The following is a 16281-nucleotide window of genomic DNA, read 5'->3' as shown; positions in this document are numbered from 1 at the left end:
TTCCAGCCAGCACTGTGAACCAGATCAGCGCGCCCATGTGAACCCTCTCTCACTCACGTCGGCCGGAAACCGCTCTAAGGATTCGCCACGGCCTTTGAAGAGCTAGTGATGCACGCCGGCCTGGATGATGCGGAGCCGAGGGGGCGAGACCTGGTGTGGATCATGCTCGCCAACCGCGCCACGCGCGGCCTGGCATCACTGTACGTCCAGGCAAACGCGTGGGATTTGGCGAAGGCAGGGCAATTTCATGCAAGCTGGACGCCGCGCGGTTTCTCCGATGCCGACAGTCCGCTGGTCGGATTTGAGCAACTGCCATACCTGCGCCAGCCCGCCTACGGGACCAGCTATATCACGGGCAAGCGCTTCATCGCGCTTGCTGGAAAGGCTGACAAGGGCAACGTGCAAGTCTCGCCCGTAGCGGCGGCTATACGGATGCTCGATAGCGAGGGAGCAGTCCCGTTTGCCCTGTATCCACAGCCATGAGGCGGTTGGTGGGCGCTGTCGAAGCAACCGGCGATGCGGGGTAGGGGCTTGCTAGCCTGCCCAGATGAGCAAGGCCAAGAACCCATTCCGCTGCTTCAACTCGTCGCCGGACGTGATCCGGCTGGTGGTTATGATGTACGCGCGGCGCCCGCTCTCGTCGCGGAACGTGGACGACCTGCTGTTCGAGCGTGAGACCGACATCTACCATGGGACAGTCAGGCTGTGGTGCAACAGATTCATGAGGGTGAGGTGCTGGAGAGCTACGTCACCACCACGCGCGACAAGGCGGCCGCGCTTCGCTTCATAAAGAAGGCGCTCAAGATGGCGGCACCGGCCCGTGCGGACCGGCACCGATCTCGTTAAGCGGCTTGCAGCGATTGCATGTCGATGACGAAGCGATATTTCACATCGCTTTTCACCATGCGATCATATGCGGTATTGATCTCGTCCATCCGGATCATTTCGATGTCGGCGGTGAGACCATGCTGGTTGCAGAAGTCGAGCATCTCCTGCGTCTCGGCGATTCCACCGATCAGCGAGCCGGCGATCGCGCGGCGGCGAAACACCAGACCGCCTACCGAAGGCGAGGGATGCGGCTCGGCCGGAACACCGACCAGGGTCATGGTCCCGTCACGCTTCAACAGATTAACAAAGGGGTCGAGGTCGTGCGGGGCGGCGACGGTATTGAGGATGAAGTCGAAACTGTTGGCATGTGCCGCCATCTCGGCTTCGTTTCGGGAGACGATCAGGTCGCGCGCGCCCAGTCGCTTTGCGTCGTCGCGCTTGCCGGGCGAGGTGCTGAACACATACACTTCCGCACCCATCGCCGCAGCGATCTTGACGCCCATGTGACCTAGACCGCCGAGGCCAACGATGCCAACCTTCTGGCCCGGTCCGACTTTCCAATGGCGCAGCGGCGAATAGGTTGTGATCCCCGCGCACAGCAATGGTGCTACTGCGGCAAGATCGCGTTCATGGTGCGTCACCTTCAGGCAGAAGCCCTGGTCGACAACGATGTGATCGCTGTAGCCGCCAAAGGTATGGCCGCCGAGCACCGGGTCCGGACCGTTATACGTGCCGACGAAGCCGGTCCCCTCGCAATACTGCTCCTCGCCATCGGCGCAGGAGGCGCAGTGACCGCAGCTGTCGACCATGCAGCCGACGCCGGCGATGTCGCCGACCTGAAATTTGGTCACGTCCGCGCCGACCGCGGTTACGCGGCCCACGATTTCATGCCCGGGGACGCACGGGTAAAGCGTCCCGTCCCACTCGCCGCGAGCGGTGTGGAGGTCGGAATGGCACACGCCGCAGAAAAGGATGTCAATTGCAACGTCGTTCGCGCCCGGATCACGGCGTTCGAAGCTGAATGAGGCAAGGGGAGCGGTCGACGATTGCGCGGCGTAGCCGTGAGTAATGGAGGGCATGGTGGTCCTTGATCGAGCGAAGTGTTCGCCTCAGATGGGATCGTGGTGACCCATATGTAACCCGTCTAGCCCGCTCCGGCCGTGTCCACAGGCGGTTTGCGTCCGCGCCAGCGAACGTCCGCTTGCCAAATTTCAGGCCCATATTGCCGCCGTTGGCATCGCACCCAAGGCGCTGCTCCGCGTCACGTCCCTGCGGAAAGACGAACCTGCACATACAACCGGATACGAAGAGCGGCGGAGCGGTCCTGAATGGCCTCGGGTCGGCATGGACGCGCCCTATCTGGAGTGTCTGCCAACCCGAACTGGAGCTTGACCGCGTCAACATGCTGACCTGCGGCATGCCGTGCATAGACCGGCAACCCCAAACTTGTGCCTTGGCAGTGTTCGCATGCTAGGGTCGCCCATATGTCAAACTCCCGAAGCAATGCCGGCACCGTCGATGTCGATGGCGTCACATACGACTGGCACCTCCAGCGTGAACCGCATCTGTCGGATGACGAGGGCTGGAAGGGGATGACGATTTCCCTTCTCCAGCGGGGTGCCAAGCGCGAAGCATGGCTGGAATTTCCGCCGCCCAAGCGGCTTTTGAAGGGCTTGCCGCGCGGCCGTCTCCAGCTCGACGACGCGACAATATCACGGTGCGCGCGTGCCGCTATAGCGGCCGGCTGGGAGCCGATGTCGCGCGGCAAGCCGGTGGTGTTCACGGTCGACGCCGAAGGCAATTGAGGCGCCTTACGCGGATGCGGACCAAGAGCGACGTGGGTACATTACGCTGAATTGACAGCTGAACGTACGGCCGAAGTCGGGGAGCGAGCGGCCTGGAAACCCATGAGCGGATGATGGAGGATGAGGTCCGTCACATACAGGTCTAAGAACCTGCGTGCTGGCTTCGCCGGGCACCTCTGATGCCCTGTTTGGTGTCCCGCCATGAGGCAGCGACACGCTCTCACATCTAAGTCATTAAGAGGGTGGTGGACGCACTTGGGCTCGAACCAAGGACCCGCTGATTAAGAGTTAGCTTATAAAAGAAGCATTTCTGCGTCGAAAAATTCAAAAATGCCCGACCTCGGCCATTTTCGACCGCATTCGTTATCAGAAATTGTTGCCAGCATGACGGGCAAGGCTTACTATGTGATTGCTAGAGTGCGTATCAGCATACCGGCGAAACCGGCAATACCGAGGCGGCGTTGGCAAAGGCAGCGATCACTAAGCGGACGGTCGATGAGGCCCAAGCGGGGCAGCGCGACTATTTTATGTGGGATTCTGGCAAGGAGTCGGTTCCCGGCCTAGGGCTGAAAGTCACCCCGGCAGGTGGTAAGGTCTACGTCTTACAGTATCGCATAGCTCGCAAAGGCTTGGCCGCGCGAACCGCTCCGAAGCGATACACGATCGGGCGGCATGGCGCTCTTACGCCGGATCAGGCGAGAAGGCGCGCACGCGAACTTGCCGCCATCATCGCCACCGGCGTTGACCCGAAAGAATTAGAAGCCGACAGGCGCGAGGAGCGAGAGCGCATTCGGCAGGCGGCGAACGAAGCTGCCCGGATGGATCGAGAGCTTGCATTTGCCGGCTATGCGGAACGATGGCTGGATCATTACGAAAACGAAAAAGAGCGCCGAGCGGCCAGTGTCAAAGCCGCGCGGCTGGCAGTAAACGTCTATCTGACTCCAGCGCTTGGCGACAAGCCAATGCCGCTAATCGATCGATCGCACCTGCAACCGATCATAGATGCGATCCCATACGAGAAAAAGGCGACCCGCCGTTCTGTCTTTGCCTATGCTTCCGTCCTTTTCGGCTGGGCTTCAAAGCGTGGAGACATAGCAGCAAACCCTCTTTCCCACATGGCCAAACCGGAAGCTCCGGCGGCGCGCGATCGGGTTATGACGGATGTTGAGCTAGCGGCCGTTTGGGGAGCAACCTATAGTCTCGGCTTGCCCTTTGCTGCCATGTTCCGTCTGCTGATCCTCACCGGACAAAGGCGGGGCGAGGTAGCGGAAATGGATTGGCAGGAACTGGATCGCGAAGGCCGCCTATGGATCGTTCCGGCTGATAGAGCAAAGAACGGGGCAGTTCATATTGTCCCCCTGTCGTGCGCCGCTATCAAAGAACTAGATGCCGTTGCCGGACGTGAAGATTGGCCTGATCGCGGTCCGGTGCTGACGACGACCGGCAGGACTCCGATTTCAGGCATCACTAAAGCCAAGCGCGCGCTTGATAGTGCGGCAGCCGAGAAGAGGAACGGCCGAGCGATCAAGCCTTGGCGCATTCACGATCTACGGCGAACGCTGGCGACAGGGTTTCAGCGGCTTGGTGTTCGGTTTGAGGTAACAGAAGCGGTTCTCAATCACATAAGCGGATCGAAAGGCGGCGTAGCGGGCATCTATCAGCGGCACGACTGGAAAGCGGAGAAGGGGGAGGCGCTGCAAGCGTGGTCATTGAAAATCATGGCACTAACCGGTGAGTGACAATGAAGATGCAGCCAATGCGGCCAATATGCGTGTTATGCTTGCATTAGGCGGCTTGGAATTTGACTTAGAAGATGCTCTCGCCAATTTGCTTAGGAGCAATCATTTAGTCGATCCAATAGTGCGTAGCGGCATAGCAGACGCGCTGGAAAACAAACATATTTCTGGCATCAGGTTAAAAGCCCAAGGAATGGGAAAAGGAGTCTCGCCACGGCAGACTTACCTTAAACGCGTTGAGCGCTTGAGGATCGGTAGAGAGTTCCACGAAAAGCTGCTGGCCGGTGCTGATTATGAATCAACGCTTCTGGACTTAATGAGCAAGTATGGGATTGAGCGTGCCAAAGCCGGTTTTGACTTAAAATTCTATAGAGATAGTATGAAAGCGTTGGCGCAAAGCGAGACCGAAAATCAGGCGCTGGAAGTTTGGTGGAAAGCTCGTTTCGGTGCACCTGCCACCATAGCGAACCTGCAAGAACTTGGCATCAAACCCGATCAATCGGTAGGTAATTTCATGCTGTCCTTCGCGCGCGAGCATGGGTTTTCTCATGGCGAATGAGACTTCCTCCAAGGGGTCGCGACCCCTCGTTTAAACCCGCTCGCTGATACGCATAATAGAGGTGTCTTCTGCAACCGGGAGACATCGTTTTGCCCCCTTTGAATACGATTGATGCGGCTCGATACGTCGGCCTCAGCAAACCTACGCTCGAACGATTTCGCCTTACCGGCGAAGGTCCGAGCTACTGTAAGTTAGGCGGTGCTGTCCGCTATCGGATGGCCGATCTGGATGCGTGGCTGGAAAGCCGATTGACCCGATCGACAAGCGAGGTGCTGCAATGATGCGCCCGGAACGAAAAAGCCCCACGTTGGCGCGTGGGACCGAGATTACCGAAGCTGCAAAAACCTCGATTTCTTCAACACAATATAGTCCAGAATTGTGGCTTGCACAAGCATTGCTGGCAGCGGGATCAATCCCGCCGGAAGTCTCGGCCGCGATGCTTATCCTTGTCGGGGAGGTGCGGCCATGATCGATCTAGAAGCGATCCGGCGCACAACATCGCTGGTGGACCTCGCCAAGCCGCATACCTCGCTGAAGCGGTCCGGTGGCGGCTGGCAGGGACTATGCCCGTTTCACCGCGAGCGGACCCCCAGCTTCACCATCTTTGCCGATGGAACAAGGTATCATTGCTTTGGCTGTGGCGCGTCCGGTGACGCTTTCGATTTCGTCCAGGCGGTTGATAATGTCGGCCTGATTGATGCCGCGCGGAAGCTGGCCAATGGTTCGCTACCGGCCGAACCATTCCGGCGCGCGCTTATGATCCGGCCACCCGATCCGAATGCGGCGCGACGAATGGCGATGGCAAGAGCCATCTGGGATGCAGCAATCCCAGCCGCCGGAACGATCGCTGAGACCTACTTGGCCAGTCGGTGCATCGCGGTTCCGGTGCCCGCCAGCGTTAGAATCGCGCTACCTTGTCCTCAGGATGGCCGAGAATGGCCGATGCTGGTGGCAGGCATACAAAATGCCAACGGATCGCTGATCGGCATTCAGCGTACGTTTCTGGCGAAAGATGGGCAAGGCAAAGCGCCAGTCCGCAAGCCGAAGCTATCGCTGGGCTCGATACGCGGTGGAGCTATTCGTTGTGGCGAACCCGGACGAACGCTGATCCTGACCGAAGGACTGGAAGACGCCCTTTCGGTCATACAGCTCTTCGGCATTCCCGCATGGGCAGCGGCCGGTTCCGGGATGCTCGCATCCATGCGCCTGCCATTCTCGATCCGATCCGTGATAATAGCGCGGGATAACGATCCCGCCGGTGAACGGGCAGCGCAAGCCGCCGCACAAGCTTTGAGCCTGCAAGGGCGCGAAGTGCGCATCATCCAGCCGATGGACGGCTGCAAAGACTTTAACGACGAATTGAAGGAGGCAATCCGATGACGGATGCCAATAACGCCGTGCGCATCGAAGATGCGCCTGTTTTTACCGCTTGGGAAAAGCCCGAACCGCTACCCAGCGGCTTGCCTCCTGTGGCGCTGTTCGATCGTGATCTGTTGCCAGACGCGCTGCGCGATTGGGCTATGGATATAGCCGATCGGATGCAATGCCCGCCCGATATGGTAGGGGCGACCGCCATGGCGGCCGCTGGTGCCGTACTAGGCCGCAAAATCGGTGTTCGTCCGCAAGCTCAAACTGATTGGACGGAATGGCCGAACCTGTGGTGCTGTGTTGTCGGGCGACCGGGAGCGATGAAAAGCCCGGCCATGAGCGAAGCGCTAGCGCCCCTCAAAAAGTTGGAAGTGAACGCTCGCCATGTGCATGACAGTGCATTGCAGGTATGGCAGGAAGGTGATCTTGCGCGCAAGGCGCGTGAAAACGCTATCAAGAAAGAATTGCAGGGCCGATTTGCCGATGACATCAACGCAAATGTCTCGGACATTCAGGTGTTGTCAGATAATCCGCCCACGCTAAGGCGGTATATTGTTAACGATTCAACGTATCAAGCTCTTGGCCCTCTTCTGATAGAAAATCAGAACGGACTGGTGTATTTTCGGGACGAGTTGGCTTCTCTTTGGCGTTACCTCGACAAGGAAGAAAACTCCGAGGCGCGTGGCTTCTATCTTCAAGCGTGGAACGGCGCTGATAGCTACACCTTTGACCGTATCCTTCGTGGGCCTAACATCCACATCCCTAGCCTAACCTTGTCACTTGTTGGATCAACCCAACCCGGCAAAATTCAAGAGTATGCGGCGCGGGCGCTCGGCGGTGGCAGCGGTGATGATGGCCTGTTGCAACGCTTCCAGCTTCTCGTTTGGCCTGATCAAAGCCGCGCGTGGTTTGATACCGATAGGCCAGCCGATAGTGAGGCAAGGCGAAAGGCATTCGACGCCTTTGCTCATATGGACCGTCTGACAGCGGAGGCCGCCGGGGCTGAACGGGACAGCATCGATAGCGACAAGCCGTTTTTGCGGCTGGCTCCCGAAGCTCTCACGCTTTTTCGGGGCTGGCGCGAGAAGATGGAGGGCCGCCTTCGATCGGACGATCTGCACAAGGCGATGGAATCGCACCTAGCGAAATACCGCAAGCTCGTTCCTGCCCTCGCGCTTATTGATCATCTTTGTGATGGCGGCACCGGACCTATCGGAGAACAGTCTATGACCCGCGCGATCCGATGGGCGAATTATCTCGAAAGCCATGCCGCGCGGCTCTATGGTGCCGCCGCATCAGCTGTGACGGACGGCGCGAACCTGATTGTCGTGCGGGTAAGGCAAGGCAAGCTGCCAGCGACTTTCAAGGCTCGTGACGTTTCAAAAAAGGGCTGGGCCGGGCTACCAGATACCCGCACGGTTAATGTCGCAATGGACCTGTTAGAAGAATATGGCTGGGCGAGCCGACAGGCGATCGGTGCAGGCCCGAGTGGCGGCCGGCCTACCGAAGAATGGACGATCAATCCCCAATGTCTCGAATGAAGTTTTGGGGGTTCTGGTGGCCTGCACTCCGTAGAATCCGCCGTCACTTTTCCAGTCGGTAATGTAGCCCCTCACCGTCAATGTTCGTTACTACAAGCTTTACGTCCTTAAAGGCGACAGCTTGCGGGTACTTGTCGGTGAGGGGAAATGTATAGTCTTCCGTAAACGCGGGTCTCGCCATGTCATTTATAAACTCTCTATAGGAAAGCCTCAAAGTTGCGTTCATTGTTCCCAAATAAATAACATATTGTTTGTAGTTTCCATCAGCTTGCGGCACAGAGATTTCGGATTCTTTATAAGAAACAGGATGATCTAACTTTTTTCCACCTTGGATATTGGTGCCTGCGACTCGATCGAAATAGCCATCCCGATTATCATCTATCAGGCATCCGTTCATCATGGTATGCCAAGCTCTAGCTGGATCAGGGAAATAGCAGGCCTTTAAGACCTTTCGACTATTTGTAGACAGAAGCTTAGCGCCAGCCGGAATATCAACGTTCGCGAGTAACACCGTCGCCTGAACGGCTTCGCTAACCTGAAATGCCGGGACGACAGCGTAGTGGAATTTTTCCAAGACGTTTGTGCCCACGGCAGCGATCCTGTCGACCCCTGCTTCCGGGATCGTTCCTTCCCGCACTTCCGCATGAGCCATCGACGCTGTGAGTGCGCTACACGCTAACACCAAGGCTATACGCGTCATCTTCTCTTCCCCGCCTGCTATCCATGATATCGCACTGGTACGCAGATGACGTAAGCGGTCAACGTCCAACACACAGAGGCGCGTGGCTTGCTATCTGATTGCCGGATGGATCAGCCTTAGCCGTACCGGCATGGCCCCCGAGCTAAGTTATTGAAAAGGTGGTGGACGCACTTGGGCTCGAACCAAGGACCCGCTGATTAAGAGTCAGCTGCTCTACCAACTGAGCTATGCGTCCACACGTGATCAGGCTGGGCCTGTTCAGGCAACAGCGACAGTGCCGCTGTGGAGGCGCGCAGCTAGCAACGCCTGCAATCCTTGTAAACAGGTTTTTTCAGCGGGTCCGCAATTTGGTGTCGCGATCGATCGCCATCAACAGGCCGAGGCAGATCAGCACGGTCATCATCGCCGATCCGCCCCAGGAAATCAGCGGCAGCGGGATGCCCACCACCGGCGCCAGCCCCATCACCATCGACAGGTTGATGGCGACGTAGAAGAAGATGGTGGTGGCCAGCCCGCCCGCCGCCAGCCGGCCGAAGCGGGTTTCCGCCGCCACGGCAACCTTGAGCGCCCAGCCGATCACCCCGCAGAAGCCGAGGATGATCCCGACGCCGCCGATCATGCCCCATTCCTCCGCCATGGTGGCGAAGGCGAAGTCGGTATGCCCTTCCGGCAGGTAATCGAGGTGGCTCTGCGTGCCCTGGAGAAAGCCCTTGCCGAGGATGCCGCCCGATCCGATCGCGATCTTGGACTGGATGATGTGATAGCCGGTGCCGAGCGGGTCGCTTTCCGGGTTGAGGAAGATCTCGATTCGGCTGCGCTGGTAATCGTGCATCAGCGACAACAGGATCGGTGTCATGCCCGCCGCCGCCGCGACGCCGCCCGCGAACAGGCGCAGCGGCACGCCCGCCAGGAACATGGTGGTGATCCCGCCGAACACGATCATCAGCGACGTGCCGAGATCGGGCTGCACCATCACCAAAGCGAACGGCACGCCGATCAGCAAGGCCGCCGGCCAGATTGCGGAAAAGCGCCGTATCTCCGCCGCCGGCAGCATGTCGTAGAAGCGGGCGAGGGCCAGCACGATGGCGGGCTTCATCAACTCCGAAGGTTGCAGGCGGATGATGCCGAGGTCAAGCCAGCGGCGGCTTCCGCCCGCTACCGCGCCCAGCGCCTCCACCCCCACCAGCATGGTGATCAAAGCCAGGTAGATCGGCCAGGCGAGTGCGCGCAATTGCGGCAGGGACAGCCGCGACAGCACCAGCGCGCCACCCAGGAACGCCACGAACCGAACCCCCTGCGGCAACGCCCACGGCATCAGCCGCCCGCCCGCCGCCGAATAGAGCACGGTCAGCCCAAAAAAGGTGATCCCCGCCACCAGGGCCAGCATGCCCCACGGCACCCGCGCCAGCGCGGCGGGGACAAGGCTGGAGCGGTTCATTCGGGCGCATCCTCTTGATCCGGCGGTTCCGGTCCGTCGGGCGCGGGCGGGTGCGGGGCGGCGTGGCCGATCTTCCAGGCCGCGCTCTGCGCCGCCATGCGGGCCGCGATGTCGCCGCCCCATTGCTTCTCCAGCACGGCAAGCGTCGCCATGGCGCGGTCGGGCGCATAGAGCCAGGTCATCACGTCGCGCGCGACCTTGGCGGCGTCACCCCCGTGCCCGGCATGTTCCAGGGCGACGGAAATGGCGTAGCGCGGCTCGACCAGGGGTGCGAAGCCGATGAAGTGGCCGTGATCACGCAGCCGCCACGCCAAGGCCTCGTTCTTCAACACGCCCGATCGCCGTTCGGCCATGGTGATGCGGCGGACCTGGGCGCTGCCGGTCTTGCCCGCCATCTGCACGTCGGCGAGCGGCAGGCGCGATGCGCCGGCGGTGCCGCCCGGCGCGTTGATCACCGCGCTCATCGCCTGATGCACGATGTCCAGGTGGCTGGGCGAGATGTTCAGCGATGATCCCTGCGGCGGGTAGCGCCGATTGACGATCAGGCGCGGCACGAGCGCCCGCCCGCTGGCGATCCGGGCCGACATCACCGCCAATTGGAGCGGGTTGACCAGCACATAGCCCTGGCCGATCGAGGCATTGACCGTGTCGGCGATCGTCCATGCCGTATGATATTTGCGCTGCTTCCACGCGCTGTCGGGCATGGTGCCGTAACGCTGCATCGTGACCGGCAGGTCGAACTTCTCGCCCATGCCCAGCATCCGCGCCATGCCGGCGATCTTGTCGATGCCGATCCGCCGGCCCATCGTGTAGAAATAGACGTCGCAGCTCTGCTGGATCGCGCGATGCATGTCCACGGGCCCGTGCCCGCGCCGGCTGTGGCAGTGGAACAGGGCATTGCCCACGCGGTAGAAGCCCGGACAATTGACCCGCTCCCCCGGATCGACGCCCCAGCGCAGCAGCGCCAGCGACACCATCGGCTTCACCGTGGAGCCCGGCGGATACAGGCCCTGCAACGTCTTGTTCATCAACGGCAGATGGTCGTTCTGCGACAGCATCGCCCATTCGGACTGGCTGATCCCGTCCGAAAAGCTGTTCGGATCGTAGGAGGGCATCGCGCACATGGCGAGCAGCCCGCCCGTTTGCAGGTCCATGACGCAGACGGAGCCGCTGTTCGGCCCCATCCGGCGGGCGGCATAGTCCTGCAAGCCGGCATCCACCGTCAGGCGCAGGACGTTGCCCATCTTCTCGGGCCGGGTGGTCAGTTCCTCCACCAGCTTGCCACGCGCCGTCACTTCCGTTCGCTTGGCGCCGGCTTGCCCGCGCAGCCACGGCTCCAGCGTCTTTTCCAGCCCCTCCTTGCCCACCTTGAACCCGGGCGTGATCAACAGCGGATCGTGGGTCTCGCGATATTCCTCTACCGAAGCCGGACCGACATAGCCGACCAGATGGCCGACCGCCGCGCCCGCCGGATAATGGCGCGCAAAGCCGCTGGTGGGGGCGACGCCGGGCATGTCCGCCTGGCGCAGGGTGACGCGGGCGAAGCGGTCATAGTCCAGCCCCTCCGCCACCGGCACCGGCTGATAGCCCGGGGCCTTGTCTAGCGCCTGCTTGATCCGGTCCACATCCTCATGCGTCAGGCCGAGCAGCTGGCGCAGCTCGTCGATCACCGCATCTGGGTCCTGCAGGCGGTCGGGGATCAGGTCGACGCGGAAGCTGGTGCGGTTGACTGCGATCGGCTTGCCGTTGCGATCGACGATCCAGCCGCGCCGGGGCGGGACGATCTGGCTCTGGACGCGGTTGCTTTCGGCCAGGCGATCATATTTGTCCTTTTGCGCGATCGCCAGCCAGCCCATCCGCCCGGCCAGCAACCCGCCCACCGCCAGCTGCGCGCCGCCCAGCACCAAAGCGCGCCGCGTGAACGTGAAGGAAAGCGCCTGTTCCGTGACGACACGGCGCGGCCGCTTCATCGCCGCAGCCGCCAGCGGTCGAGCCGGGCGCACAACCGCGCCACCGGCGGGAACAGCAGGATCGCCAGCAGGATCTGCGAGAATGCGGGCAGAACCGGCCCGCCATTGGCGGTGAAGCGGTCGATCGCCGCCGCGCCGACGATGCCGAACAGCAGGGCGGCGCCGGCGATCATCCAGTCCAGCCAGAAATCGCGCCACATCGGCCGGGTGTCGGCAAGATCGATCGCCAGGAAGATGATCGTCCACAAGGCGGCGGCGCTGCCCAGCGGCGCGCCGCTCATCAGGTCGTCGGCCAGGCCCAGCGGCAGCGCCATCCACGCGGGCCACATCTCCGGCCGCAACAAGCGCCAGCCGAGCGCCATCAGTAGGCCGAACGGCGGCAGCAGCGCAGTGTTGGCGACAAACGGCAGCAGCGCCATGGCCGATCCCGCCAGCGTCGCCGCGATCGGCACCAGCCACAGACGGAGCGGCGAGGGCCGCTTGGTCAGTTCCTCGCTATAGACCGCCATGTCAGCGGGGGCCGTCGATCGGCGCGGGCGGGGGCGGGGGCGGCACCTCCGTCAGCACGACCGCGAGGTCGAGCTTGGCCGGATTGGCGAGCGGCAGAGCGGTCGCCAGCTCGCCGCTGGTCCCCGTCACCACCGCCACCGGCAGGCCCGGCGGATACACGCCGCCAAGGCCGGACGTCACAAGCAGGTCACCACGTCTCAGCCCTGGTGCGCCGGCGATCGTCGCGCGCACGTCGATCGCGCCGTCACCCCGTCCCTGGCCCAGCACCGGCGCGCCGGTGCGGACCACGCGCAGCGGCACCGCGCTGCTGCCGTCGGTCAGCAGGACGATGCGGGCGGCATGGCGGCCGACCTCTGCAATGCGGCCGACCAGCCCCTCGGGCCCACGTACCGGCTGACCGGAACGAACGCCATCGGCGCTGCCCGCGACCAACGTCGCGAAACGGCGGTTGCCGGTCACATTGGATCCCACGATCCGCGCGCTGGCGACGGGCTGCGATGCTTCGCCGGAAAAGCGTAGCAGCCGCTGGAGCCGGACATTTTCTGCCGCCGTTGCGCGTGCCTGGATCACCTGCCGCTCGGCGGCGGCCAGGCGGGCGCGCAGGGCCTTGTTCTCGCTCGCCGCGCCGAAATAGTCCGCAATGTCGCCGCCCAGCGACGTGGCGCCGCGCACGATCGGGCGGGTGGCGGTGGTGAAGGGCGCGGTCGCGTCCAGCGCCAGACCGCGGATCCCTTCAAACGCCAGCGGCTGGAACCGCGCGATCAGGATCAGCGCGATCGCCGCGACGATCCCGGCAGTCGCCGCGACGTAGCCGAAGAACAGGCCATATTGAATGCGCCGCGAAAAGCCGCGATCGCGATGGCGCGGCGGGGCCATGGCTCCGCCCTCCTTTCCTGGCCCTTAGGCCGTGTGCAGCACGCCGCGGAACACCGGATCTTCCAGCGCGCGGCCGGTGCCCAGAGCGACGCAGGTCAGCGGATTGTCGGCGACGGTGACGGGAAGGCCGGTGGCTTCACGCAGCACCTCGTCGATGCCGTCCAGCAGCGCCCCGCCGCCGGTCAGCACGATGCCCTGATCGACAATGTCGGCGGCCAGTTCGGGGGCGGTATTTTCCAGCGCGATCCGCACGCCCTCGACGATGGCGGACACGGGTTCGGACAGCGCCTCCGCAATCTGGCCCTGCGTGATCTGGATTTCCTTGGGCACGCCGTTCACCAGGTCGCGGCCCTTGATCATGATGCGCTCGCCCACGCCATCGGCGGGCATGCGGGCAATGCCATGTTCCTGCTTGATCCGTTCGGCGGTCGAATCGCCGATCAGCAGATTGTGGTTGCGGCGCACGAACGAGCTGATCGCCTCGTCCATCTTGTCGCCGCCGACGCGGACGCTGGTGGTATAGGCCAGGCCGCGCAGCGACAGCACCGCCACCTCGGTCGTGCCGCCGCCGATGTCGACCACCATCGACCCGATCGGTTCGGTCACCGGCATGTCGGCGCCGATCGCGGCGGCCATCGGCTCCTCGATCAGGAAGACCTGGCTCGCGCCCGCGTTGGAGGCGGCGTCGCGAATGGCGCGGCGTTCCACCTTGGTCGATCCCGACGGCACGCAGATCACGATTTCCGGCCAGCGCGGGAAGCGCCGGTTGCCGTGCACCTTGCGGATGAAGTGCTTGATCATGTCCTCGGCGATGTCGATGTCGGCGATCACGCCATCGCGCAGCGGCCGGATGGCCTCCATATGCTCGGGCGTCTTGCCCATCATCAGCTTGGCATCGTCGCCTACAGCGCGAACCTTCTTGATGCCGTTCATCGTCTCGATCGCGACCACGGACGGTTCGTTCAGCACGATGCCCTTGCCGCGAACATAGACCAGGGTGTTGGCGGTCCCGAGATCGATCGCCATGTCGTGCGACATGAATTTGAACCAGCGCATACGCATCCGTGCCTGTAGTGTCGTCCGGTCCGCGCGGGCGCCGGGAATCGACATGTCGATGAAGGAAAGCCCCGTCGCGGAAGGCCGCTGACTGGGCTACAGCCTGTTTCGTGTCAATACGCAGACTACCCGAGCATCTGGTCAACCGCATCGCCGCCGGTGAAGTGGTGGAACGTCCCGCCAGCGCGTTGAAGGAGCTGGTCGAGAATGCCGTCGACGCGGGCTCCACCCGCATCCTGATCCGCCTGTCCGATGGCGGAATCGGCGGGATCGAGGTGGTGGATGACGGGTGCGGCATGAGCCCGCCGGATATGGCGCTCGCGCTGGAGCGGCATGCCACGTCCAAGCTGCCCGACGACGCGATCGAGCACGTCGCGACGTTGGGTTTTCGGGGCGAGGCGCTGCCTTCCATCGCCAGCGTTGCGACGCTGACCGTCGAAAGCCGGGTGCGCGGTGCCGAGGGCTGGCGCCGCACCGTCGACAATGGCCGGGTGGTGGAGGAGGGGCCGGCCGCCTTGCCGCCGGGCACGCGGGTCAAGGTGGAGGGGCTGTTCGCCCGCGTGCCGGCCCGCGCCAAGTTCCTGCGCACCCCGCGCGCGGAATATGCCGCCTGCGTCGACGTCGTCCGCCGTCTGGCGATGGCGCGGCCCGAAATCGGCTTCACCCTGGAGCATGACGGCCGCAAGTCGATCGCCGTCCAGCCGGACGAGACCCGGCCGGAGCGGGTCGCCGCGCTGATCGACCGGGAACTGGTCCGCAATTCGATCGCGGTCGATCATATGCGCGAAGGCATCCGCCTGGGCGGGGTCGCGGGGCTGCCGACCTTCAGCCGCGGCGTGGCCGACCATCAATATCTGTTTGTCAACGGCCGCCCGGTGAAGGACCGGCTGCTGATCGGCAGCGTGCGCGCTGCCTATCAAGATCTGCTCGCCCGCGATCGCCACCCGGTGCTGGCCCTGTTCCTGGACGTGCCGATGGAAGAGGTGGACGTGAACGTCCATCCTGCCAAGACGGAGGTCCGCTTTCGGGAGGCGGGGCTGGTGCGCGGCCTGATCGTGGGCGGCCTGCGCGCGGCGCTGGACAGTGCCGGTCATCGCAGCGCGGAGCGGCCCTCCGTCGCGTCGCTGGGCCGGTGGCAGGTGGAGCCGCTCGCGCCGCAATGGGCGCCCCCCGCGCCCGTCCCGGTGTCGCAGCCATCGGTGTGGGATCAGGCGCCTGCCTACATGCCGCCGCCCGTCGCCCGCGCCGAACAGGCGATGGCGCCGCCGCCGGTGTCCGCCGAATATCCGCTCGGCGTGGCGCGCGGGCAGGTAGCCGCCACCTATATCGTCGCGGAAACCACCGATGGCCTGATCCTGGTGGATCAGCATGCCGCGCACGAGCGGCTGGTGCTGGAACGGATGCGCCGCGCGATGGCGGATGGCGGGGTGGCGCGGCAGTCCCTGCTGCTGCCGGAGGTGGTGGAGCTTGAGGAAACCGCCTGCGACCGGCTGGAGGCGCGCACCGGCGAACTGGCCGAAATGGGCCTCGAACTGGAACGGTTCGGGGCCAAGGCGATGCTGGTGCGCGCCACCCCGGCCCAGCTGGGCGGGGGCGATCCGCGCCAATTGGTCGTGGATCTCGCCGATGAACTGGCCGCTTACGACCAGGCGCTCAGCCTCAAGGAAAAACTGGATTCGATCGCGGCCACCATGGCGTGCCACGGCTCGGTTCGTGCCGGCCGCATCCTGTCGGTGGCCGAGATGAACGCCCTCCTACGCGAGATGGAGGCGACGCCCCATTCGGGCCAGTGCAACCATGGCCGCCCGACCTGGGTGAAGCTGGACCATGCCGAAATCGAGAAGCTGTTCGGGCGCAAGTGACGGCAACCGTTCCGCAACAGGCCCGTTTTCCC

16 protein-coding genes and 1 tRNA gene are annotated in these 16281 nt (G+C 63.0%); 9 read left to right on the top strand and 8 right to left on the bottom strand.

The genetic code is table 11. The features are described 5' to 3' along the window. The first annotated feature begins 108 nt into the window (after positions 1-108). On the top strand, positions 109-483 hold the full coding sequence (locus Q0D93_RS11565; protein WP_294394355.1) for a hypothetical protein: 375 nt from the start codon (positions 109-111) through the stop codon (positions 481-483). A 225-nt stretch (positions 484-708) separates the two neighbouring features. Then, the gene (locus Q0D93_RS11560) at positions 709-846 is read left to right on the top strand and encodes a hypothetical protein (protein ID WP_294394350.1); all 138 of its coding nucleotides are present in this window, start codon (positions 709-711) and stop codon (positions 844-846) included. Here Q0D93_RS11560 and Q0D93_RS11555 read toward each other — a convergent pair. Continuing rightward, positions 843-1907, bottom strand: a complete 1065-nt coding sequence (locus Q0D93_RS11555; RefSeq protein WP_294394348.1) for an NAD(P)-dependent alcohol dehydrogenase — start codon at positions 1905-1907, stop codon at positions 843-845. The genes Q0D93_RS11560 and Q0D93_RS11555 overlap by 4 nt on opposite strands. Positions 1908-2312: 405 nt before the next feature. On the opposite strand from Q0D93_RS11555, the gene Q0D93_RS11550 reads away from it, so the two are divergent. The 6 genes from Q0D93_RS11550 to Q0D93_RS11525 all read left to right on the top strand — a co-directional run bounded on the left by Q0D93_RS11550 (position 2313) and on the right by Q0D93_RS11525 (position 7837). After that, entirely contained in the window at positions 2313-2633 is a 321-nt protein-coding gene (locus Q0D93_RS11550; protein WP_294394346.1) for a hypothetical protein, read from the top strand. 461 nt (positions 2634-3094) lie between these two features. Continuing rightward, positions 3095-4372: a site-specific integrase gene (locus Q0D93_RS11545; protein WP_294394344.1), complete on the top strand. Its 1278-nt coding sequence runs from the start codon at positions 3095-3097 to the stop codon at positions 4370-4372. Further along, positions 4365-4928 (top strand): hypothetical protein, encoded by a 564-nt coding sequence (locus Q0D93_RS11540; protein ID WP_294394342.1) that lies wholly within the window; start codon positions 4365-4367, stop codon positions 4926-4928. The genes Q0D93_RS11545 and Q0D93_RS11540 overlap by 8 nt, the downstream gene beginning before the upstream one ends. Positions 4929-5017: 89 nt before the next feature. After that, positions 5018-5209: a helix-turn-helix domain-containing protein gene (locus Q0D93_RS11535; protein ID WP_366510279.1), complete on the top strand. Its 192-nt coding sequence runs from the start codon at positions 5018-5020 to the stop codon at positions 5207-5209. A 184-nt stretch (positions 5210-5393) separates the two neighbouring features. Continuing rightward, positions 5394-6308: a CHC2 zinc finger domain-containing protein gene (locus Q0D93_RS11530; protein WP_294394336.1), complete on the top strand. Its 915-nt coding sequence runs from the start codon at positions 5394-5396 to the stop codon at positions 6306-6308. Further along, positions 6305-7837 (top strand): YfjI family protein, encoded by a 1533-nt coding sequence (locus Q0D93_RS11525; RefSeq protein WP_294394334.1) that lies wholly within the window; start codon positions 6305-6307, stop codon positions 7835-7837. Before Q0D93_RS11530 ends, Q0D93_RS11525 begins: the two co-directional genes overlap by 4 nt. Before the next feature lie 43 nt (positions 7838-7880). Here the strand turns inward: Q0D93_RS11525 and Q0D93_RS11520 are convergent, their stop codons facing one another. The 7 genes from Q0D93_RS11520 to Q0D93_RS11490 all read right to left on the bottom strand — a co-directional run bounded on the left by Q0D93_RS11520 (position 7881) and on the right by Q0D93_RS11490 (position 14393). Further along, complete coding sequence (locus tag Q0D93_RS11520; protein ID WP_294394332.1) at positions 7881-8537, bottom strand: hypothetical protein; 657 nt, start codon at positions 8535-8537, stop codon at positions 7881-7883. A gap of 159 nt (positions 8538-8696) precedes the next feature. After that, positions 8697-8772: transfer RNA gene (locus tag Q0D93_RS11515), tRNA-Lys, on the bottom strand. A gap of 96 nt (positions 8773-8868) precedes the next feature. Further along, positions 8869-9975, bottom strand: coding sequence for a rod shape-determining protein RodA (gene rodA, locus Q0D93_RS11510; RefSeq protein WP_294394329.1), 1107 nt, complete (start codon positions 9973-9975; stop codon positions 8869-8871). Next, the gene (mrdA, locus tag Q0D93_RS11505; protein ID WP_294394325.1) at positions 9972-11945 is read right to left on the bottom strand and encodes a penicillin-binding protein 2; all 1974 of its coding nucleotides are present in this window, start codon (positions 11943-11945) and stop codon (positions 9972-9974) included. Before mrdA ends, rodA begins: the two co-directional genes overlap by 4 nt. After that, positions 11942-12454: a rod shape-determining protein MreD gene (gene mreD, locus Q0D93_RS11500; RefSeq protein ID WP_294394323.1), complete on the bottom strand. Its 513-nt coding sequence runs from the start codon at positions 12452-12454 to the stop codon at positions 11942-11944. Before mreD ends, mrdA begins: the two co-directional genes overlap by 4 nt. Position 12455: 1 nt before the next feature. Next, on the bottom strand, positions 12456-13331 hold the full coding sequence (gene mreC / locus Q0D93_RS11495; protein WP_294394320.1) for a rod shape-determining protein MreC: 876 nt from the start codon (positions 13329-13331) through the stop codon (positions 12456-12458). Positions 13332-13355: 24 nt separating this feature from the next. Then, on the bottom strand, positions 13356-14393 hold the full coding sequence (locus tag Q0D93_RS11490; protein WP_294394316.1) for a rod shape-determining protein: 1038 nt from the start codon (positions 14391-14393) through the stop codon (positions 13356-13358). A 104-nt stretch (positions 14394-14497) separates the two neighbouring features. Between Q0D93_RS11490 and mutL the strand changes: the two genes are divergently transcribed. Beyond that, positions 14498-16249, top strand: a complete 1752-nt coding sequence (gene mutL / locus Q0D93_RS11485) for a DNA mismatch repair endonuclease MutL (RefSeq protein WP_294394313.1) — start codon at positions 14498-14500, stop codon at positions 16247-16249. Positions 16250-16281: the final 32 nt, after the last annotated feature.

Source organism: uncultured Sphingomonas sp. (assembly GCF_934560975.1).
Classification (GTDB): domain Bacteria; phylum Pseudomonadota; class Alphaproteobacteria; order Sphingomonadales; family Sphingomonadaceae; genus Sphingomonas_I.
Note: the sequence above shows the minus strand (reverse complement) of the source record. Positions and strands in the feature narration are given on the sequence as shown.